This window comes from Gemmobacter nanjingensis (genome assembly GCF_014652195.1).
In the GTDB taxonomy this organism is placed as follows: domain Bacteria; phylum Pseudomonadota; class Alphaproteobacteria; order Rhodobacterales; family Rhodobacteraceae; genus Gemmobacter; species Gemmobacter caeni.
In genome coordinates, this window is the sequence record NZ_BMYI01000014.1 from 9,969 (window position 1) to 30,422 (window position 20,454).

Annotated in this window: 25 protein-coding genes; all 25 read right to left on the reverse strand. The window is 64.6% G+C overall.

Features of this window, described 5'->3' with window-relative positions; translation table 11 throughout:
- On the reverse strand, window positions 1-847 hold an 847-nt coding region (gene trbL, locus IE126_RS25985; RefSeq protein WP_229825655.1), incomplete at its 3' end, for a P-type conjugative transfer protein TrbL.
- A gap of 2 nt (window positions 848-849) precedes the next feature.
- A complete protein-coding gene (gene trbK-alt, locus IE126_RS18570) occupies window positions 850-1,116 on the reverse strand; it encodes a putative entry exclusion protein TrbK-alt (RefSeq protein WP_030540730.1) in 267 nt (88 codons plus the stop codon).
- Between the two features lie 13 nt (window positions 1,117-1,129).
- Complete coding sequence (gene trbJ / locus IE126_RS18575; protein ID WP_030540731.1) at window positions 1,130-1,903, reverse strand: P-type conjugative transfer protein TrbJ; 774 nt, start codon at window positions 1,901-1,903, stop codon at window positions 1,130-1,132.
- Window positions 1,900-4,392: a conjugal transfer protein TrbE gene (gene trbE / locus IE126_RS18580; RefSeq protein WP_189381843.1), complete on the reverse strand. Its 2,493-nt coding sequence runs from the start codon at window positions 4,390-4,392 to the stop codon at window positions 1,900-1,902. The genes trbJ and trbE overlap by 4 nt, the downstream gene beginning before the upstream one ends.
- A gap of 12 nt (window positions 4,393-4,404) precedes the next feature.
- Window positions 4,405-4,686: a VirB3 family type IV secretion system protein gene (locus IE126_RS18585; RefSeq protein WP_030540733.1), complete on the reverse strand. Its 282-nt coding sequence runs from the start codon at window positions 4,684-4,686 to the stop codon at window positions 4,405-4,407.
- Window positions 4,686-5,018, reverse strand: a complete 333-nt coding sequence (locus IE126_RS18590) for a TrbC/VirB2 family protein (RefSeq protein WP_030540734.1) — start codon at window positions 5,016-5,018, stop codon at window positions 4,686-4,688. Before IE126_RS18590 ends, IE126_RS18585 begins: the two co-directional genes overlap by 1 nt.
- Complete coding sequence (trbB, locus tag IE126_RS18595) at window positions 5,015-5,950, reverse strand: P-type conjugative transfer ATPase TrbB (protein ID WP_456071386.1); 936 nt, start codon at window positions 5,948-5,950, stop codon at window positions 5,015-5,017. Before trbB ends, IE126_RS18590 begins: the two co-directional genes overlap by 4 nt.
- A 194-nt stretch (window positions 5,951-6,144) precedes the next feature.
- Window positions 6,145-6,606: a ribbon-helix-helix domain-containing protein gene (locus IE126_RS18600; protein ID WP_103025282.1), complete on the reverse strand. Its 462-nt coding sequence runs from the start codon at window positions 6,604-6,606 to the stop codon at window positions 6,145-6,147.
- A gap of 10 nt (window positions 6,607-6,616) precedes the next feature.
- On the reverse strand, window positions 6,617-8,602 hold the full coding sequence (locus IE126_RS18605; RefSeq protein ID WP_030540737.1) for a conjugal transfer protein TraG: 1,986 nt from the start codon (window positions 8,600-8,602) through the stop codon (window positions 6,617-6,619).
- A gap of 231 nt (window positions 8,603-8,833) precedes the next feature.
- Complete coding sequence (locus tag IE126_RS26340) at window positions 8,834-10,906, reverse strand: relaxase/mobilization nuclease domain-containing protein (RefSeq protein WP_030540738.1); 2,073 nt, start codon at window positions 10,904-10,906, stop codon at window positions 8,834-8,836.
- A 324-nt stretch (window positions 10,907-11,230) separates the two neighbouring features.
- On the reverse strand, window positions 11,231-12,151 hold the full coding sequence (locus tag IE126_RS18615) for a lytic transglycosylase domain-containing protein (RefSeq protein WP_183753294.1): 921 nt from the start codon (window positions 12,149-12,151) through the stop codon (window positions 11,231-11,233).
- Between the two features lie 5 nt (window positions 12,152-12,156).
- The gene (locus IE126_RS18620; RefSeq protein ID WP_456071384.1) at window positions 12,157-12,549 is read right to left on the reverse strand and encodes a DUF736 domain-containing protein; all 393 of its coding nucleotides are present in this window, start codon (window positions 12,547-12,549) and stop codon (window positions 12,157-12,159) included.
- Window positions 12,528-13,052, reverse strand: a complete 525-nt coding sequence (locus tag IE126_RS18625; protein ID WP_369828446.1) for a S26 family signal peptidase — start codon at window positions 13,050-13,052, stop codon at window positions 12,528-12,530. The genes IE126_RS18620 and IE126_RS18625 overlap by 22 nt, the downstream gene beginning before the upstream one ends.
- A gap of 17 nt (window positions 13,053-13,069) precedes the next feature.
- Window positions 13,070-13,588 (reverse strand): DUF2840 domain-containing protein, encoded by a 519-nt coding sequence (locus tag IE126_RS18630; protein ID WP_030540742.1) that lies wholly within the window; start codon window positions 13,586-13,588, stop codon window positions 13,070-13,072.
- Complete coding sequence (locus IE126_RS18635) at window positions 13,585-13,839, reverse strand: hypothetical protein (RefSeq protein WP_030540743.1); 255 nt, start codon at window positions 13,837-13,839, stop codon at window positions 13,585-13,587. Before IE126_RS18635 ends, IE126_RS18630 begins: the two co-directional genes overlap by 4 nt.
- The gene (gene parA, locus IE126_RS18640) at window positions 13,836-14,489 is read right to left on the reverse strand and encodes a ParA family partition ATPase (protein WP_030540744.1); all 654 of its coding nucleotides are present in this window, start codon (window positions 14,487-14,489) and stop codon (window positions 13,836-13,838) included. Before parA ends, IE126_RS18635 begins: the two co-directional genes overlap by 4 nt.
- Window positions 14,486-15,646 carry a replication initiator protein A gene (locus IE126_RS18645; protein ID WP_030540745.1) on the reverse strand — a complete coding sequence of 387 codons (1,161 nt, stop codon included), beginning with the start codon at window positions 15,644-15,646 and terminating at the stop codon, window positions 14,486-14,488. The genes parA and IE126_RS18645 overlap by 4 nt, the downstream gene beginning before the upstream one ends.
- A gap of 18 nt (window positions 15,647-15,664) precedes the next feature.
- Window positions 15,665-15,937: a helix-turn-helix transcriptional regulator gene (locus IE126_RS18650; RefSeq protein ID WP_030540746.1), complete on the reverse strand. Its 273-nt coding sequence runs from the start codon at window positions 15,935-15,937 to the stop codon at window positions 15,665-15,667.
- Between the two features lie 140 nt (window positions 15,938-16,077).
- Window positions 16,078-16,404 (reverse strand): DUF2285 domain-containing protein, encoded by a 327-nt coding sequence (locus tag IE126_RS18655; protein ID WP_199797745.1) that lies wholly within the window; start codon window positions 16,402-16,404, stop codon window positions 16,078-16,080.
- A gap of 223 nt (window positions 16,405-16,627) precedes the next feature.
- Complete coding sequence (locus tag IE126_RS26395) at window positions 16,628-16,852, reverse strand: transcriptional regulator domain-containing protein (protein WP_183754805.1); 225 nt, start codon at window positions 16,850-16,852, stop codon at window positions 16,628-16,630.
- Between the two features lie 117 nt (window positions 16,853-16,969).
- Window positions 16,970-17,236: a DNA -binding domain-containing protein gene (locus tag IE126_RS18660; protein ID WP_081856769.1), complete on the reverse strand. Its 267-nt coding sequence runs from the start codon at window positions 17,234-17,236 to the stop codon at window positions 16,970-16,972.
- A gap of 102 nt (window positions 17,237-17,338) precedes the next feature.
- Window positions 17,339-17,596 carry a helix-turn-helix domain-containing protein gene (locus tag IE126_RS18665; RefSeq protein WP_030540750.1) on the reverse strand — a complete coding sequence of 86 codons (258 nt, stop codon included), beginning with the start codon at window positions 17,594-17,596 and terminating at the stop codon, window positions 17,339-17,341.
- A 193-nt stretch (window positions 17,597-17,789) separates the two neighbouring features.
- Complete coding sequence (locus IE126_RS18670; protein ID WP_030540751.1) at window positions 17,790-18,116, reverse strand: DUF736 domain-containing protein; 327 nt, start codon at window positions 18,114-18,116, stop codon at window positions 17,790-17,792.
- A 565-nt stretch (window positions 18,117-18,681) separates the two neighbouring features.
- Complete coding sequence (locus tag IE126_RS18675; protein WP_030540752.1) at window positions 18,682-19,122, reverse strand: hypothetical protein; 441 nt, start codon at window positions 19,120-19,122, stop codon at window positions 18,682-18,684.
- A gap of 152 nt (window positions 19,123-19,274) precedes the next feature.
- Entirely contained in the window at window positions 19,275-20,201 is a 927-nt protein-coding gene (locus IE126_RS18680) for a DUF2493 domain-containing protein (RefSeq protein ID WP_103023844.1), read from the reverse strand.
- Window positions 20,202-20,454 lie beyond the last annotated feature (253 nt).

Consider the following 20,454-nt stretch of genomic DNA (forward strand, 5'->3'; position numbering starts at 1 on the left):
CGCCGGCGGCAAGGCCGGTGCCTACGGCCGCACCCGCGCCGAGTTGCGGGCCGCCCGACACGATGCCGTTGGCGATGCCGGGGCCGAAGATGCCGAGGCCGAGCAGCGACAGCGCGGCGAGCACGATCGCCATGGCGTCGTCGATGGTCGGGGTTGCCCCGCCGAAACCGGCGGTGAATTGGCTGAACAAGGTCGAGCCGATGCCGATGATGACGGCGAGCACCAGAACCTTGATGCCGGACGACACCACGTTGCCCAAGACCTTCTCGGCCATGAAGGCGGTCTTGCCGAACAGCCCGAAGGGGATCAGCACGAAACCGGCGAGCGTGGTCAGTTTGAACTCGATCAGGGTGACGAAGAGCTGGATGGCGAGGATGAAGAAGGCCAGAACCACCAGCGCCCATGCGAACAGTAGGCATGCGATCTGGATGAAGTTCTCGAAGAAGCTAATCCAGCCCATCAGGTCGGAGATGGAATCGAGCAGCGGCCGGCCGGCGTCGAGGCCTGTCTGCGCGACGCGGCCCGGCCGCATGAGATCGGCAACGGAAAAGCTGGTGCCTGACGCCATGAGGCCAAGTCCGGCGAAGCTCTCGAAGACGATCTGCGCGAGGTTGTTCCAGTTGGAAATGATGTAGGCGAAGACGCCGACGAACAGCGTCTTTTTTACCAGCCGCGCGATGATGTCGTCATCCGCGCCCCATGCCCAGAATAGCGCGGCAAGCGTCACGTCGATGATGATGAGCGTGGTCGCCACAAACGCGACCTCGCCGCCGAGCAGGCCGAACCCGCTGTCGATGTAGGATGTGAATACGCCGAGGAAATTGTCGATGACGCCCGTATTGCCCATGGTCAGCGCGCCTCGCTGCGGTCACGGCCGAGGAAGCGGTCGCGGGATTCAGCCCATGCGGCGAGGCAGCCGGCATCGCTGGCGGCAGCCTCGCCGAGCTGCTGGCAGCGGCGCAGAGTTTCGCGCAGCGGATCGGCCGGCGGCTGGAAGGCCGGCGCGGGGCGAGGCGCGGAAGGTTGGTCCTTCCGCGCCATGTCGATTGCGGTCGCCGTGACGGCGATGGCGATGAACACAACGGCCCCGAGCCGCGCCAGCATCTTGCCGTCCATGGCGAGCCTCCCGTCAGTTGTTGCCGTTGTTGAACATCTGCGCGTTGCCCGGCTGGTAGCCGGTGCCGGGCGTCAGAAAACGGCGGCGCTGCTCGCGGCCCTGTTCGGCAGCCGTCGCGCGCTCGGCCTCGGTCAGCGCGTCGGCTCGGCCGTTCGCCGAGATGACTGCGATCAGGTCGGAGAGCTGCTGCGACTGGAGTGCGAGAAGCTGGTTGCCGGCCTGCGTCGCCTGCAATGCGCCGGTCGCACCCTGACTCTGGCCGACAAGCGCGGCCATCTCGGCGCGGTTGCTGTCGATATTGCCGACCGCCCCCGCCTGCACGCGCATCGCGTCCTGCAAGCCGCCGACCGTGTTCTCCCAGCGCGAACGCGCATCGGCGACAAGCTGGGCGTCGGTCGCCGAAAGCGAAACATTGCCGTATCGCTGCTGGAACGCTTGGTCGATCTGCCCGACCTCGAAGGCGATGTTCTGCGCCTGCCCGAGAAGCTGCTGCGTGCGCTGGACATTCTGCTGGAGCTGCTGGAGCGAGGAATGCGGCAGGCTCGCAAGATTGCGGGCCTGATTGATGAGCATCTGCGCCTCGTTCTGGAGCGAGGTGATCTGGTTGTTGATCTGCTCCAGAGTGCGGGCGGCCGTGAGGACGTTTTGCGCGTAGTTGGATGGGTCATAGACGATCCGGCCGAAAAGCTGAGCATGGGCCGGACTTGCCAGCATGGGCGAAAACGCGACAGGCACGGCGAGCGCCAGCGCGAGAGCCGAGGCTCCGACGATCTTGGGATAGGTCATGGAAGAATCTCCTGTGTGGGGTGGGTATCGAGCCGAGCCGGCGCGGCGGATTCCGGCCGGTCGGCAAGATTGGTGAGGTTGGGGATCAGGTCGGCCGCCCAATCGACGCCGCGCTCGCGCAGCCATGCGGCGAGGAAGCCGTCGCGGCCGGCCTCAGTGACGATCTGCGCAATGAGCGTCTGGTCGGATTTGGCGGATGCGGCGCAGAGCGCGAGGCCGACTTCGGACAGGCCAAGCTCGAACAGGCGATTGCCGCGCCGCGACTGGCAGTAGTAGTCCCGCTTGGGCGTCGCCCGCGCGAGGATTTCGATCTGGCGGTCATTGAGGCCGAAGCGGCGATAGATGGCCGTGATCTGCGGCTCGATGGCGCGCTCGTTCGGCAGCAAGAGCCGGGTCGGGCAGCTCTCGATGATGGCGGGCGCGATGGTGCTGCCGTCGATATCGGACAGGCTTTGCGTGGCGAAGATGACGCTGGCGTTCTTCTTGCGCAGCGTTTTCAGCCATTCGCGGAGCTGGCCGGCGAAACCCTCGTCGTCCAGCGCAAGCCAGCCCTCGTCGATGATGAGCAGCGTGGGCCGCCCGTCCAATCTGTCGCCGATGCGATGGAACAGATAGGCGAGCACGGCGGGGGCCGCGCCGGTCCCGACAAGGCCCTCGATCTCGAACGCCTGCACGTCCGCCGAGCCGAGATGTTCGGCTTCGGCGTCGAGCAGCCGGCCATAGGCACCGCCGACGCAGAACGGCCGGAGCGCCTGTTTCAGATCGTTGGATTGCAGCAGGACCGCAAGGCCGGTGATGGTGCGTTCCTCGACCGGCGCGGACGCAAGCGAAGTCAACGCGGTCCAAAGATGCTCCTTCACCTCGGGCGTGATCGCAACACCCTCGCGCATGAGGATGGCGGCGATCCAGTCCGCCGCCCAGGCGCGTTCATAGGTGTCGTGGATGCGGGCGAGCGGCTGGAGCGAAACCGAGGCGTCAGACCCTTCGGTCAATCCGCCGCCGAGGTCGTGCCAGTCGCCGCCCATGGTGAGCGCGGCGGCGCGGATCGAGCCGCCGAAATCGAAGGCGAAGACCTGCGAGCCCTCGTAACGGCGGAACTGCAAGGCCATGAGCGCGAGCAGCACGGACTTGCCCGCGCCCGTGGGTCCGACGACGAGGGTGTGCCCCACGTCGCCGACATGGAGGGAAAACCGGAACGGGGTTGAGCCTTCGGTCTGGCCATAGAGCAAGGGTGGTGCCCCGAAATGCTCGTCCCGTTCCGGTCCCGCCCACACCGCCGAAAGCGGGATCATGTGGGCGAGATTCAATGTGCTGATGGGCGGCTGTCGCACATTCGCGTAGGCATGTCCGGGCAGAGAGCCGAGCCAGGCATCGACCGCGTTGACTGTCTCGGCCATGACGGTGAAGTCGCGGCCCTGAACGATCTTCTCGACCAGGCGTAGCTTTTCGTCAGCAATGCGGGAGTCGGCATCCCAAACGGTGACGGTCGCCGTGACGTAGGCCATGCCCGCCACGTCCGCGCCAAGTTCCTGCAAGGCCATGTCGGCGTCGAGCGCCTTGTTGGCGGCGTCGGTGTCCAAGAGCGCGGACGCCTCGTTCGTCATCACCTCTTTCAGGATGGCGGCGATCGACTTGCGCTTGGCGAACCACTGGCGGCGGATCTTCGTCAGCAGCCGCGTCGCGTCGGTCTTGTCGAGCAGAATGGCACGGGTGCTCCAGCGATACGGGAACGGCAGCCGGTTCATGTCGTCGAGCAGGCCGGGCGTCGTCGCGGTCGGGAATCCCACGATGGTCAGGACGCGCAGATGCGCGTCGCCAAGGCGCGGCTCCAGCCCGCCAGTCAATGGCTGGTCGGCCAGCAGCGCGTCGAGGTGCATCGGCACCTCGGGCACGCGCACCCGATGCCGGTTGGTCGACACGGTGGAATGAAGGTAGGTCAGCGTCCCGGTGTCATCGAGCCAGCGGCATTCCGGCATGAAGCCGTCGAGCAGCGCCAGCACGCGGTCGGTGCGATCCGCGAAGCCGCGCAGGGCTTCCCACGGATCGACGCCGGATTGCTCCCGGCCCTCGTAGAGCCAGGTTTCGGCGCGGGCAGCTTCCTCGGCCGGTGGCAGATAGAGGAAGGTCAGGAAGTAGCCGGAGACGAAATGCGTCCCGGCTTCCTCAAATGCAGCTTTCCGTTCGGCGTCCAGCAACGCAGATGCGGCGTCGGGAAAGGTGCTGTTGGGATAGGTCGCGGCCTCGCTGCGCTGCGCCTCGACGAAGATGCTCCAGCCGGAACCGAGACGGCGCACGGCGTTGTTGATGCGGCCGGCAACCGCGACCAGCTCGGCCGCGACGGCGGAATCCAGATCGGGACCGCGAAACTTCGCCGTCCTCTGAAAGCTGCCATCCTTGTTGAGCACGATGCCCTGGCCGACCAGCGCGGCCCAGGGCAGATAGTCGGCGAGACGGGCTGCGGTGCGGCGGTATTCTGCAAGGTTCATCATGGCGGCGCCCCCTCAGACCGACAGATGACCGGGGATGCGGATATGCCGCCGCCCGACCTCGACGAAGAGCGGATCGCGCTTCGCCGCCCAGACGGCGGCGAAATGGCCGATGGCCCAGATGGCGAGGCCTACCAGCCATAGGCGCAGGCCGAGGCCCACGGCCCCGGCCAGCGTCCCGTTCAGAATCGCGATGGCGCGCGGAGCGCCGCCGAGCAGGATATGCTCGGTCAGCGCCCTGTGGACCGGGACCAAAAATCCCGGCACCGCGTCGAGTTGTTCAAGGCCGCCCGCCATCAGATGAGCGCCCCGCCGCCGAACGAGAAGAACGACAGGAAGAAGCTCGACGCGGCGAACGCAATCGACAGGCCGAACACGATCTGGATCAGCTTGCGGAAGCCACCGCCTGTATCGCCGAAGGCCAGCGTCAGGCCGGTCACGATGATGATGATGACGGCGACGATCTTGGCGACAGGCCCCTCGATGGACTGAAGGATGCTTTGGAGTGGTGCTTCCCACGGCATCGACGAACCGGAAGCATGGGCGGCCGGGGCGAGCATGATGCTGATGGCGAGAGTAGAGGCTGCGGTTGCCATGCGGCGATAGCCGCGCGAGATGGTGCGGATCATGAAGGTTCTCCTGTGCTGATCGGGGTTGCGGGGTTGATGCGGTAGTCGCCGTCCGGGCCGAGACCTTCGACGCGGGCGAGTTCGGCCAGCCGACGCGCGGAACCGCGCCCGGAAAGGACGGCAACAAGGTCGATGGTCTCGGCGATCAGGGCTCGCGGGACGGTGACGACGGCTTCCTGGATGAGTTGTTCGAGCCGGCGAAGCGCCCCGATGCCGGTCCCGGCATGGATGGTGCCGATACCGCCCGGATGGCCGGTGCCCCACGCTTTAAGAAGGTCGAGGGCTTCCGATCCGCGCACCTCGCCGATGGGGATGCGATCCGGGCGCAGGCGCAGCGAGGAACGGACGAGATCGGAAAGCGTCGCCACGCCGTCTTTCGTCCGCATGGCGACAAGGTTGGGCGCGGCGCATTGCAGCTCGCGCGTGTCCTCGATGATGACGACGCGATCCGAAGTCTTCGCCACCTCGGCGAGCAACGCGTTGGTCAGCGTGGTTTTGCCGGTGGACGTGCCGCCCGCGACCAAGATATTGGCGCGAGAGGCGACCGCCGAGCGCAGCATCGCCGCGTGATTGGCGGTCATGATGTCGGCGGCCACATAGTCGTCGAGCGTGAACACCGCGACGGCGGGCTTGCGAATGGCGAAGGTCGGGGCGGCAACAACGGGTGGCAACAGGCCCTCGAACCGCTCGCCCGACTCCGGCAGCTCGGCGGATACGCGGGGGCTTCGGGCGTGAACCTCCACGCCAACATGGTGCGCGACCAGCCGCACGATGCGTTCGCCATCGGCGGCGGACAGGCGCTCGCCCGTATCGGCAAGCCCCTCGGACAGACGGTCGATCCACAACCGCCCGTCCGGGTTCAACATCACCTCGACCACGGCCGGATCTTCCAGAAACCGCGCAATGGAAGGCCCGAGCGCGGTCCGCAGCATGCGCGCACCGCGTTGGATCGCTTCCGGTCTGTGATGGTTGGCGGTCATGTCGGCCCCGTTTCTTGGCGGGGACGTGACAGGCGATCCCCGGATCGGGGTCGATTAAGAGAGGCCGAAATTGGGCCTGTTCAACAAGTATTTACGTCCGTGCTGGCATCGGCGGCTATCGGCGGTAAATAGGATGGATTGAAAACCTAGGCCGCGTCGCCATCCGTGCCGGTCTGATCTTGCGGCGGACTGTCGTGAAGCGAATCCATGTCGCGCGATAGCTCTTTCAGGAACCTGTCTCCGGTCGCCAGCCTGCGGCCGAGGTTCTGCATGAAACCTTCGAAACGCTCATTCCCCTTGATCCGTGCGGACTGCTTGGCGCTGTCTGGCAACGGCGGGGTCATCGTCAGCCAGAAGTGGACGAACAAGGAAAGGGTCTCGCCAAGCACGGCGAGATCTTCGTCCAGCGTGCCGATCTGTCGGCCGATCTTGTCCAGGCGGCGCGACATCGCCGCTTCCAGCCGATCCGACGTGTCGCCCGACAGGAAGGATGCGACTGCCGCCTCGATGATGGCGGACTTCGACACCCCCCGGCGCAGCGACAGCGCCTCGACCTGTTTGAGCAGTTCCGGGTCGAAATAGACATTCATGCGGGTGCGGGCTGTCATTGGCTCCCCCTCAAAGCTCGATCCCGTCATCGGGATTCATCGACGCCTGCCGGGCGATCATCCGCATCCGCGAGCGAAGAGCGCGCGCCTTGGCGGCATCCACGTCTGGCTCGTCGTCCAGAATGTCGAACTCCTGGGCGGGCGGTGTCGACGGCGGGACGATTTCCTCATGCTCGGGCAATTCCGGTTCGCGGCGGATGCCGGCATTGTCGGGGTCGCCCTCCGCGCCGCTGGCAACACTCGTCACTGGCCTTTCCGCCGCTACGATGACGCGGCTCGTCCAGTCGTCGGTGGCCGGCTTCGTTGCCGGAGCGGATGGCAGCTCTGGCGGCGGCAGGATGCGCTCCTGAAATCGCCCGTCCTCAAAATAGCGGGCTTTCTTCGCCCGGATCGGCGGAGTGCCGGCGACCATGACGATTTCATCGGCGGGCGGAAGCTGCATGATCTCACCGGGAGTCAGCAGCGGCCGCGCGGTTTCCTGCCGCGATACCATCAAGTGCCCAAGCCAGGGCGCGAGCCTATGACCGGCATAGTTGGTGGAATCGCGCATCTCGGTCGCCGTGCCGAGCGAGTCCGACACACGCTTGGCGGTGCGCTCGTCATTGGTGGCAAAGGCGACGCGGACGTGGCAGTTGTCGAGAATGCTGTTGTTTGGCCCATAGGCGCGCTCGATCTGGTTGAGCGATTGGGCGATCAGGAAGGATTTGAGGCCGTAGCCAGCCATGAAGGCGAGCGCGGATTCAAAGAAGTCGAGCCGGCCCAATGCTGGAAACTCGTCCAGCATCATGAGCAAGCGATGCCGCTTGCCGGATAGGGTCAGTTCCTCGGTCAGCCTGCGGCCAATCTGGTTGAGGATGAGCCGGATCAGCGGTTTCGTCCGGTTGATGTCGGACGGCGGGACGACAAGGTAGAGTGTGACCGGCCGATGGCTGCCAACGAGATCGGCAATGCGCCAGTCGCAACGATCCGTGACGCGTGCCACGACCGGATCGCGGTAGAGGCCGAGAAACGACATGGCGGTGGACAACACGCCCGAACGCTCGTTTTCGCTCTTGTTCAGCAACTCGCGCGCCGACGAGGCGATGACGGGATGCACGCCGACATCGCCAAGGTGCGGCGTGTCCATCATCGCGCGCAAGGTTGCCTCGACCGGGCGACGGGGATCGGACAGGAAGTTGGCGACGCCAGACAGGGTTTTGTCCTTCTCGGCATAGAGAACATGCAGGATCGCGCCGACCAGCAGGCTGTGGCTGGTCTTTTCCCAGTGATTCCGCTTGTCGAGACTGCCTTCGGGATCGACTAATATGTCCGCGATGTTCTGCACGTCGCGGACTTCCCATTCGCCCTGGCGCACCTCGAGCAACGGATTGTAGGCTGATGACTTCGCGTTGGTCGGATCGAACAGTAGGACGCGACCATGCTTCGCGCGGAAGCCGGCCGTAAGGGTCCAGTTCTCCCCCTTGATGTCGTGGACAATGCAGCTTCCCGGCCAGGTCAACAGCGTCGGCACCACCAGCCCGACGCCTTTGCCCGATCTCGTGGGGGCGAAGCATAGGACGTGCTCCGGCCCGTTATGGCGTAAATAGTCGCGATCGTATCGACCGAGCAGGACGCCATCGGGGCCGAGCAGCCCGGCGCTGCGGATTTCGCGATCTTCGGCCCATCGTGCCGAGCCATAGGTCGCAATGTTGCGGGCTTCACGCGCCCGGATGATCGACATGAGGATGGCGGCGGCGATGGCGATGAAGCCGCCGGACGTGGCGATGATCGCACCCTCGACGAAAATGGTGGGCGCATAGGCGTCGAACGAAAACCACCACCAGAAGAAGGCCGGTGGATAATAGACCGGCCAGCCCGCCAGTTCGAACCACGGATTGCCAAGCTGGGGCTGGAAGCCGAGGCGGAAGGCGACCCATTGCGTCGCCACCCAGGTCATCACCATGACAATGGCGAAGACGACGGCAATCTGCCCCCAGAGTATTCGACCTCCGCGCATACAGGCTCCAATCGGTAAGAGAGGTGGAGCCGATCAGAAAATGGCCAAATTCGCAGGGATCAACAATAAAGGTGCAGCCGTAGGGCGACAGGATACTGTCGGCGGTAAATCGGACGGTCGCGCCGGCACTATTCCGGCACTCTCTTGGAATCAGTGATCACGACTCGATCTGAACGTAAAAGCGATCTGCCTCTGGAATTACATTGAAGGGCGTCATGAGCGCGGAATTCCTCATAGCCCCATTCCTCGCTGCCGCCCCAGCTGCCACGATACCGATCCGCCCTGCACCATGCCTGCGACCTCGCGGCCGAGCTGCCGGTCGATAACAGGCCGCCATGGGACAAGGGTGAACTCGTGGCTCTGTTCGACCACGGCGAACTTGCCACTCGATAGATGCACCGCTCCGGTGAACTTGCCGCTGATCTTCTCGCCATCCGCCGCCGCCCGGAACGGAAGCGCCTTGCTCTCGGCCAGCTCCGTGCCGACGCGGGCAACTTCGCGCTCGCGCAGAGTGGCGAGAAGGCTGCGCCGGTAGAAAATGCGGCCGTCCCGTGCTCGGGTAGCGTCGCCCTGTTCGATATGATGTTCGCGGCGCTTGTCCATCGCCTCGCGCACCTGCTGACCGAAACCGGCCGGAGCGAGATCCGATGCGTCAGGCGTCACCAGCCTCCGGTCGAGCCAGGTCGCGCCATCAGAACCGATCTGGCTTTCCAGATTGAAGGTCGAGATGACGCGGATACTGGCCTGCCGGTTGCGGCCGGCGTCGTAGGTGGCGGCACGACTCTCGAAATCCTCGGGGATGCGCCATCGATCGGCGTCGATCCGCTCGACGATCCCGGCGCGGCGAAGCGCCTCCAGTCGCCGGACATGAGCATCGACGAACCCGTCATAGTCGCCACCCGGAACGCGGCCGTCGAATTTGGCCTGTTCCAGATGGCGGCTCGGCCGATAGGTGCCGTCCTCGGCGATGGCCGCTATCGCGCGGTCGGACGGACGGCTTGCGGTGTCGGCCTGGCCGATCTCGATAACGCTGCCGATCCGGGCATCCTCGACGCGGGCCGGGTCGATGCCCGGAACATGATGTGTCCGGCCGTCGATGCCGTCCACCACGACGGTCAGGTTCTCGCCCATCTCGTCGGTGAGATATTTGTCCACGACCCGGCCGACGATGGGCGTTTCGGGCGCGGCATCATGAAGCTGGAAGGTCATCGGATCGCGCTCCAGGCCATCGGCCTTCAGCGCCTTGTGCATGTTGCGGATGATGTCGCCGCGCTCGCCCATCTCGCGCAAGGTCGGCTCCATCCGGTCGCTCAACTCCCAGACGCCCGGCGCGTGTTCGGTCGCCAGCCCCATCTTCTCCAGCTTGGCAAGACGGCGCAGGCGCAGCGTGCGATTGAACTGGCGGCGCGGATCGTCGGGCTCATGGCGCAGATCGAGGAATTTTTCGTCGGCTTCTTCGGTCATCGCCCGGTCGATGCGGGTGAAGCGGTCCTGATCGACCTCGGCCGACAGTTTTCGGGTCTGCTCGATCTCGGTGACGGGACCAAGCTCCAGCGTGGTCAGCTCGCTCGCCCGCTCGCGGAGTCCGTTGGCGAGATAGTCGCCGTTGATGACGAGGTTCTCGCCGAGATCGTCCTTCCCCCGGACGATGACATGCACATGGGGATGACCGGTATTGTAATGGTTGACCGCGACCCAATCGAGTTTCGTGCCGAGGTCGCCTTCGATCTGCTTCATCAGATCGCGGGTGTGCTCGGTGAGGTCCGAGAGATCGACAGCATCCTCGGGCGAGACGATGAACCGAAACTGGTGGCGATCGTCCTTGCCGCGCTCGACGAAGGCATCGCCGTCGGCGCGATCTTCGGTGGCGGAATAGAGCTGGCCGCGTTCGCCATCGCGCGAGGTTCCGTCACGCTGAATGTAGCGAAGATGGGCGGCGGCCTTGCCGTTCTTGCCGGCCTGCTGGACGTAGCGCGTCTTGACGACGACGCGGCGCATTCCCGGCGCGCTGTGGCGCCAGCCGCCCGACAGGGTTCGAGCATTCACGAAGGCCGCACCGCGTCCGCGCTTGACGCCCGGCCCCTTGCTGGCCCGCGAAACCTTCCCGCTCTTTCCGGCCGAACCCGAAGTGGTGCGTGACGGGGATCGCGATGCCGATGGAGACGATCTGCCAGGGATGTTGCTATGCTGGCGCGCGAGCTTCTTGGCCTGGGTGAGAAAGCTCTTGGCCTTGCCGAGCTTCGGCGCATCCGCTCGGATGCGGCCGGGCTTCGGACGGAAGCGGTTTTCATCATCGGCGCTCATGAGTGCGCCTCTGGCCAAAAAAATGCCGAACCCGCCGGAAATCGGCTAAAATGCGGCTGTAGTGCCGGTCAAAACCCCGCAAGGCCAAGGCTTTGCGCGAATCTCCGGCACCACGGGGCGAAAACCATGGTGCCAGTCCCGGCTCCCCCAACCAGTGTGCAGACAACAACAAATTCAGAAATCGGGCCAACGTAGTGCCGGTTTCCTTTATCTTGCCCTCCGCCTTTACTGCCCTTTCCGCCCTTCCTGCCGGGAATCCAGCCAGGCGAAACCCTGCATGACTGGACACCGGAACGTATCGCGCCGAGCGCGGGAACACGCCTGTCATGGCGCTCCCCCGTCGTCGGCGCGGGCCACAAAAATGCTGCCGGTCGGCTCCGTATCGGCGGCATTGCGCACCGGAACGGGCGCGCGGATGTCACCGGATTGCACTTCGGATGACGGCGCGGCGGTAGTTCGCATGTCGGTCGAGCGCGTGACGAACAGCGGAGCCGCGCGCCAGTCGGGCGGCGGTGGCGGTTCTGGCGCGGGTATTTCGCCCCCGGCCGAACTGCCCAGAACTGGCGCAAGCGCAGCGACATAGGCGCGCGTCTCGGCGGGCAAGGCACGGCCTGTCGTGCGATGTTCGTCGTAACGGCCAGGACCGGCATTGTAGGCCGCGAGCATCGCGGCGACGTTGCCGTAGCGGTCCCACATTTCGCGCAGATAAGCCGCACCCGCCATGATGTTGTCGCGTGGGTCGTAAGGATCGCGGCCGAGGCCATGGCGGACGCGCAGGCCCGCCCAAGTGTCGGGCATGACCTGCATCAATCCCATCGCTCCGGCCGACGAGATTGCGCGCACGTCGCCCGCGCTCTCGGCGCGGAGCACTGCGCGAATCCAGTGTTCGGGAATACCGAAACGTTGCGAGGCTTCGGTAATGAAGCCGGCATAGGGATCGGAGGGATTCGCGCGCGCGACGGGTGCGGCTTGCGCCGATACGGCAACCGGACTGACTCCGACCGCGAGCACGCCAGCCAGCAGCAGACCGGCATATCGCACGATCTTCCTGTCTCTGTTCGACCTCCAGCCTGCCAGCGTGCTCGCTGCGGTCAAGGGCAAGGCGCGAGCGCCGGCGAGAGGCCGCCCCTGACCTTCGCTGTGCGCGCCGGCCGTCCGGTGGCCGAGCGGGACGACAGGATGAGACGGCCTTGCCGCGAACAACGGGATGAGGGTTTTGAACGCGAGGATGACGCAATAGCGCATGGCTTTCAGTCCCGCCCGCCACGCGGCTTCGGGCGGTTCCAGTGCAGTGACCACGCCGTCTTGTCGTTGCTGTTCTGGAAGAGGTTGGCGCGGATCGGCTGCGGCAAGGCGGGATCGTCGATCACCAGCGAAATGTAATCGCCGGCTTTTTCGCCGACCTCCTTCCAGCCCGCTCCGACCTCGGGGCCATCTTCGGCCCCATGAAGGACGCGATAGGCGGGCGCGTTGTCCGCATCCGATGGTTCGGCGGGAACAATGGTCAGTTCACGGTAAAGGGTGAGCGTATGAACACGGCCGACGAAGGTTTCATTTTCGGCGGTGAATTGACCGATCTGTGGCATGACAAGTCTCCAATGGTTGCAGGTTTCAGGGAGGATTAATGCGTCGGCACGCGCCATTCGTAGCGGCCGTCGCCTTCCTCATCGGTCCAGAGCGGCAGCGCCCGGCCGATGACGGAATCTGCGGGGATGGGTCCGAAGTAACGGCCGTCCAGGCTGTCGCGGATCTCCCAATTCATGAGGAAGATTTCGCCGTCGCCGATGACGCGGCAGCCCTGCCAGACCGGCAGATCGCGGCCGATCCGGTCGCGGTCCAGCGCTTCGCCCATTTCCACGCCATCGACGGTGACGGTGCGGCCAGTGCGGCAAACCCGCTGTCCGGGCAAACCGAGGACGCGCTTCAGGAGCGGCACGCCGCGCCCGACATAACCGCGCTCGACCATGAAGGCGGCGAGCGGTTCGGGCGGCATGATTGCGACCAGCTCGGGCACTTCGATCCGCTCGGCGGGTTCGACGGTGTAGAAGCCGATGGGCGCGCTGGCCGTGGCGTTCCAGATCAGTTTCGTAGGCGTCGGGATGAACGCGGCGATGGCGACGCCCATCGCCGCAAAATACGTCACCATGACGTAGCCGAACCGTGTCATGGTTCGATCCTCCGGCGATGGAGCCAGGCGGCGTGTCGTTCCGGCGTGTAGTCGCGCGGCTCCAGACCGGCGGTCAGGCGGTTGTGGACATGCCGCCAGTGATCGGGCGCGGCGTCGGCCGGATCGAGGCCGAGCGCTTCCACCGCGTCGATGGCGGCCAGCGCGCGCTGCACCTTCGCCCAGCTATCGAGGCGCAACAGGATGTCGCCGCCGGGGCGGACGAAAGGCAGCGTCTGGAACGGCTCGCCGCGGCCGATGGCGCGCACGATGTCGATGCGGGAAATCACCGTGCCATGCTCGCCCGCCGCCCAGCGGACGAAGGCGAAGACGCTTTCCGGCGCGAAGCCGACGAGGCTGCGGCGACGGTCGATGATCTGTTCGTAGCTCTTGCGGCCGAACCGTATCCAGCGCTCGACCTTGCGCTTGTCGAAGGTCAGTTCGACCAATGTGGTGAAAGGCGCAGGCCCGTCCGGCAGCGGACGGCCGTGCAAGCGGCGGGCCGCGTTGCCGGTCATATCGGATCTCCTTCGGTGGATGGAAATTCGCGCGCGAGCAGGTCGCGCAGCATGTCGGCGACGGTGATGCCGCGCCGGAAAGCCGCGACCTTGATGCGCCCGCGCATCTCGGGCGTGATGTCGATCGTCAGGCGAGCGGTGAACGCCTCGCCTGTGGTTTTGCCGGTCTGCGGCGTGTCCGAAGCCTTGATCCAGCTCTCGGGATCGCTCGGCCGGGATGCGAAGCGAGGCTTGCCGGGAGCGCGGGTCATGGCGCGCTCCGCCCGATGCCGAGATGGTCGATCTCCGTGGCAAGCGCGGCGATCTCGCGCGTGGCCCGGCTGTCGGCGTCGATCTCGCTGGTAAGCCGGCCGGACTGCGCGGCGTCGGCGAAGACGACGCGCTGGCCGATGGTGGCGGCAAGCAAGGGCGGATCGTGGTCGGCCAGCGTCTCGGCCGTCTCTCGGGCGATGACGGTGCGCGCGCCGCAACGGTTGAGCACGAAACGGGCGACCAGCTCAGGCCTGTAGATGCGCGCTTCCTTGAGAAGCGCCAGCATTTCGGCCGAGGCCCAACCATCGAAGGGGGATGGCTGCACCGGGATCAACACCAGGTCGGCGGCAAGCAGCGCCGAGCGCATCAGAGCTGCGACGCGCGGCGGCCCGTCGATGACAACGTGATCGGCGTCGCGGGCCAGCTCCGGCGCTTCCCGGTGCAAGGTGTCGCGGGCCAGGCCGATAGTGCTGAACAGCCTTGGCAGCCCCTCATGGCTGCGTGTCTGCGACCAGTCGAGCGCGGAGCCTTGTGGATCAGCGTCGATCAGCGTGACGCGCTTTCCCCTTGCGGCCCATTCTCCCGCGAGGTGCAGCGCCAGCGTGGTTTTGCCGACGCCGCCTTTCTGGTTGAGGAGAGCGACGATCATGGCTTCCCTCCCGGTTCATCATCGAAGGGGAGGTGAACGGCGGCTGGGGAGCCGGAAGTATCTATCGAGACTGGCCGGGAAGATGTTCTGCGGCGATTGCACGACGCGCGATTATGGGCGCTGCCTGAAGATGTGCGCGTGGTTCTATCCACATCGCGCGCGCGCTCTTCAATGTTAGATTCTTGGTTAGATTCTAAGTTAAGGGCACGATTTCTTTTTTCTTTTTCATCGGTTACGGCCTGTTTGAGTTCCCGATGGCACGTGCGCGCGGTTCCCGATGGCACAAGGGTCGGGGTTCCTGATGGCACGACGCCATCCACAGCTTTTCCACAGGGTTTCCACGGCTCGAACGCGAGCAGGGTGCGGCCACTGACCTCGATCTCAAGGCAAAGCCAATATCCCGGAAGCGGCTGACGACGGATGATGTCGCGCAACTCGAAAGCAAAGCGCTTGAAGGGCGAGAGGCTTCCCGACTTCAGGTAGAGGTGACGCAGATCGAACCGCCAGCCTCGCCGCTGCTTGCCACCATGCTTTCGTACCAGACGATAGAGCCAGCGCTCCAGGCCGCCCGTCAGGTTGAAATAGGTCCGATCGATGGTGAGAACGAGCGCGTCGTCGAGGACTGCGCTGTAGAACCAGTCCGGCACGATCAGTTCAATGCCTGCCGACCTGCCGCGATGGTCGGTGCGTTCGCGCCATTCGTTGATCCAGGAGAAGCGATGGCGGCGGCCTTCCGCGGACTGCCGGATCGAGGTCGACACCGTTGTCGACTGGAGCCGATCAAGCCCGGCCTTCAGACGCTGATAGTCGCGCGCGCCGACACCACGCCGGATGAAGGTCAGTATTTCGTAGGGCGTGGCGGCCATCAGACGCGATGTTGGCAATCCTGCGTCGCGGGCCTCGACGATCTGGCTGGCCGCCCAGATCAGGATGTCGGCGTCCCAGATGGTGGCCATGCCATGGTCGGGTACGGCTTCGACACGGATCGCGACGCCGCCGGCGACAAAATCGATCGGGGCTGTCCGGTGAGATTTCGAGAGCGAGAAGAAGGGATAGGCCATGAGATCCTGTGCATCGCGAGGCGAGAAATCGCCCGGAAGCGCCCTGAACAGATCGAGCTGCCCACGTTCTGATGTTGAGCTTTTGCGCATCGGCATGAGGGAGCCGCCTCGCGGCTATCGCGCACGACGGGCAACGGGTGCGGTTGCCTGCCGCTTTGCCGGCTGCACCGCGCCACGCGGATCGGATGTGGACCTGACCGAGCCGCTATCGGCCCAGGCCGTCAGGTCATCGACGGCATAGACGACGCGCCCGCCGAGTTTCCGGTAGGCGGGGCCGGTGCCATAGGTGCGGTGCTTTTCCAGTGTGCGGGACGACAGGCTCAGGAATTCGGCGGCTTCCTTGGTGCGCAGGTAGCGTGGCGGAAGGGCGGCGAGATCGGGTCGCATGGATGGGGCCTCCGTGGGTGCGTTGAGGCCGCTGGCGAGCAACGGCTGACGCAGGCCACGATGGCGAAGGCGGGACGGCGAGTTGCAGTGGGAAGTAAGGGGGGCCTAAAACTCCACACCGGCTGCGAGGCTGGCGCGAATTATGATCGGCGACGATGCCGAAGAAGGCCGCGATAGCCACCGGCAATCATGGCCTCGGCCCCTTCCAGGAGGCTCATCACGGCATGCCGCTCCGAAGCCGCTTGCCATTCATCGCGGGTGAGTTTGCCGGTGTGGAAGATTACTTCGGCGATTTCCTTATGGGTGGCGCCGGTCTGCCGCCCATCGAAAGCCTGCAACATGCGCCGCGCACGCGCACGTTGCTGACCCGTCAACCGCGTGTCTGGCGGGACGGATCGGTGGTGAAGCGAAGCAAGCAGACGGACAATCGCCTTGACGCGATCGAATCCTTCTAGTCCGAGCGGCACGATGGCGACGAGCCCTATATCGACCGGGGCGTCATTCGGCAGAACGAGATGGAGATGATCGCCGCCGCCGAGCGGATGCAGGATGTGATGCGCTTCAGGCCCGACTCTCTCGTGCGCGTCGGACAGAGCAGTTGCCGCGATTGTGCCATGTGGCAGGATCGGGGGCGCCGGCGCGAGTATGACAGCGCCTGCGTCGTCTTCGGGAAGCCAGAAAACCGGAGTTTCAGTAGCGTTGAGGCTCGGTGGGGCGGCGAAATCGCAGCCCCCAGCGGAGGCTCGCTCGTTTAATCAAAGCCGGGGTGTGAGTTGCGGCATTTTGCAGAGCATCGAAGTCGCGCTGATAGTCCTGGTTGCGCCTCAACCACTCCCAGCCGACATCGGATGCGTTCAGATGGTCGGTGTAGTCATAATTCGACGGTGTTCGCCACCGGGATGTGTCGGGAGACATCCTGCCCTCCAGCCTTTTCGCGGTTCTGGTGTGTCGAGGCGAAGACGATTGCCGGCTCGGGCAAAAGGTGGAAGCCGCATTGCTTGCAATGGGTATTGCGGCCAGCGCATCACCAGATCAGTGGCTTTGTCCTTCACGAACAAGCTGGCGATAGCCATGGGTGGTCATCCAGCGGGCGCGGGCCAGGTGCCGGTCATGGACATGACGGGCACGTTCGGGGTCGCACTCGGGATCAAGGCCGAAGAGGACACTTACGGCTTCACGCCAGTCAGCACCGTCAGCTGCTGCATCCAACAGACGCATGTAGAGCTTCATATGCGCTCGATCGTAGTCGGTGAGCGCAAAGCTTTCCGGCGGCTCATCCAGAAAGTTGGAATCGGTCACGATGCCCCCTTTGGGATATCTCTATCCGCATAGAAGGAATTTATTAACCACGATGCGACCGAAATCCCAAGCCTGTTTTCAGGCGAGACCGGGACGTGAGCGCTAGAGTGGCGGTGGGGACCGTCGGTGTTTCTCATCGACCAGCAGCACTCCGATACCCTGGTCGGGGTTCAGGAAGATGATGCCGCTGCTCTCGAACGCCCTGCGAACCTGATCGCGCGTCGTCTCATACACGTCGAGTCTGCTTTCAGACTCGAGGCGTTTGAGCGCGGTCAGCGATATTCGGGCCTTGTCAGCGAGCGTCTCCTGAGTCCAACCAAGCAGCGCGCGTGCGGCCCGCGATTGTCGGGCGGTGATCATGCATGATCACCTCCCATTCGGACCAGCTCTCGCGCCAGAACTACGACTATAATAGTCGCTCCTCGTGGGTCTGGCCAGACAATTTGACAGGTTTACGGGTGGGATAGATTGAACTGCTGCCGACTGATTCGGTTGCCCTCAAGCGCTTTGCCCCGCCCGGATCGTCCGGGCGGGGCATCTTCGCGCGACGGGCTTACTCGCCATTGCGGCGATTGGGCCGGGACCAGATCAAAGCGTAGCTCTCGCCGTCTTCGTCGTCGAAGAGGTTGGCGTAGATCGGGGCGGTGAAGCTCGGATCGTCGAGCTTGAGGCCCAAATAGTCGCGGCCCTCGTTGGAGCGCTTGGACCAGGCGGCGCCGATCTCGGCGCGGCCGACCAGGACCCGATGGCTGGGGGCGTTCTCGCCGGTGGCACGCAGGTCGGGAACGATGCGCACGCCCTTGGCCTGGACGCTGAGGGTGACGATTTCGCCGGTGAATTCGTTCGAGCCGGTCTTCTTGAAGGTGCCGATGGTTGCCATTTTAAGTCTCCGTTTTCCGTTTCCGAGCCCGCACCATTGCGGCCTCGATGGCGATCGACCGGCCGGAGACGAACGCTGGCGCACCCCAAAGGGGCTGGACAGCACAGGAGAAACTTTCTTGTTCCGCGCGGAATGGCGGCTCTGCCGGCAGGGGAAGAAAGTTGTGACGACGCTGTTGCGCTAAAGCGGTCGAAGCGCATCGCGCTGTTCTTCGGCCAGATCAGGCCATTGAAGAGGCCGTTTGGAGCGGTCGAGACACGGGGGCTGAACGGAGACGGTGGCAACCTTGGGGCTCAACAGGATGACCAGACCGGCCGTACCGGCTCTTTTGTCACCGCGCGTCTCAGGCCATGCGCATCTCTCATTCCGGCCTATTCCAACCGGCGTCGCCCCATCGGTTTCTGGTCAGTCCACGAACGCTGGCGCTGACCGTCCTACGCTCCTATGGGGCGCGGCTGTGTCTCACGCTGATCCGATGCTTGCCCGCTATCTACCGCCATATTCCTGACGAAGATGGAAGATGATCCGTATCCGCTTCTGGTCGCGATCAACGGATCACTGTGGTTCAAGTGCGCACAAAGCCGCCGTCCGCTGGGCCGGTCGCGGCCATGCCCGCAACGCGCAGGAACGTTGTCACGCCCACCGCAACCGCTCCGATGACCGAGAAGATGAGTTGCCATGTCTCTGAGGGCATCATGTGCTTGACGATACCGAGGGTGGCGTAGAACCCGGCCATACCCGCCGGAGCGACAAAGGCCAGAGCGATCAGCAGTCGCGCCCAGATCGGGCGGACCAGCATGAGCAGGCCCTGACCGACTGCCAGTGTCAGACCGGCGGCGAGAAAACCAATGAGGATGCCGCCGAGCCAGCCAGCCCCCGTGCCATAGGCCCAGGTTCCTGCGTTTATGCCGATAAAGAACGGAAGAGCAAAGACGGCAAGGTTGAACAGCAGCCAGCACATGGTGCCGATGGCTGCGATGGAAACAAGGATTCCGAGGACGATCATGGTGGTGTCTCCGTGCAAAATGTTGGACGGTTGCGCCTTCCACCACCACCACGGCGCACCGCGACCTTTAGCATGAACATGTCTGTCTGTGCGACATGGAATGATCGGCGTGAGCTATCGCCATGCTCATGATGAAGCTGGGAAGGCAGCGCTCACGCGCTGCCTGTCCCGAAGCGATAGACCGGGATGCCCATCTTGCGGGCCTTATCGGCCAGGTTGTCCTGAATGCCCGTGCCGGGGAAGATGATGACCCCGATCGGCATAATGCCGAGCATCTGGTCGTTGCGTTTGAACGGTGCTGCCTTGGCATGTTTTGCCCAGTCGGGTTTGAAGGCGACCTGTGCGACCTTGCGGTTATTGGCCCATGTGGCCGCGATGCGTTCCGCGCCCTTGGGCGATCCGCCATGCATCAGCACCATGTCCGGGTGCTTGGCGTGGACCTGATCGAGCTTGGCCCAGATCGTCCGGTGATCGGTGGTGTCACCGCCCGAGAAGGCGATCTTCGGACCTGCGGGCAGCAGCACCTCGTTGTCGGCCCGGCGTTTTGCGGCGATGAAGTCGCGGCTGTCGATCATGGCCGAGGTCATCTTGCGATGGTTGACCCGTGAGCCGGAGCGTTGCGACCAGGGCGTTCCGGTGGTGCGCAGATAGATGTCCGCGGCGCTATCGCGGAAGGTTTCCATGCTGTCGCGGCGCTCGATCAGGCTTTGGCCCGCGCCGATCAGGGTTTCGAGCTGGACGGATTTGACCTCGCTGCCATCCTGTTCACGCTGAAGACGCTTCTGTGCCTGCTCGTTATCGTCGAGTTTCGTCTCGATCCATTCGACAGCGCGGTGGAAGGTGTTGACGGTGGACCAGAGGATCTCGTCGAGGTCGAAATCGAGGCTGGTGTCGGCCATGGTGGAAATCAGGGCATCGAAGATGTCGGAGACTGCGCCCTGGATGACGTGATCTTCGGGTGTGATCCGGGGATCGGCCTCGTCTTCGGAGGGGCGGTAGCCGTAGAGTTCGAGTTCTTCGATGGCATGGCCGGTCGGGGACGTGCTGTGATCGGGTTCGAAATCGTCGTGCGCGTACATGGGATGCTTCCGTCAGTTGGACCGCGACCGTCGCGGCCTTCATGGCGACGAAAGCCCACGGGCGCTCCGGTCTGGCAGCGCGAGCCTCTGGCGAGGGCCTTGATGGCAAAGCCCGGCTGATTTGTTTCGCGCTGTAAAGGCGGGCTTGCCCGCCGACGGAAATCAGTCGGGCGCCGCCATTGCCTGACCGGAGCGTTTGTGGGCCGATCGCCCTCTCGGAAGGCCAAGGCGCGGTCCTCTGCTGATGACAGGA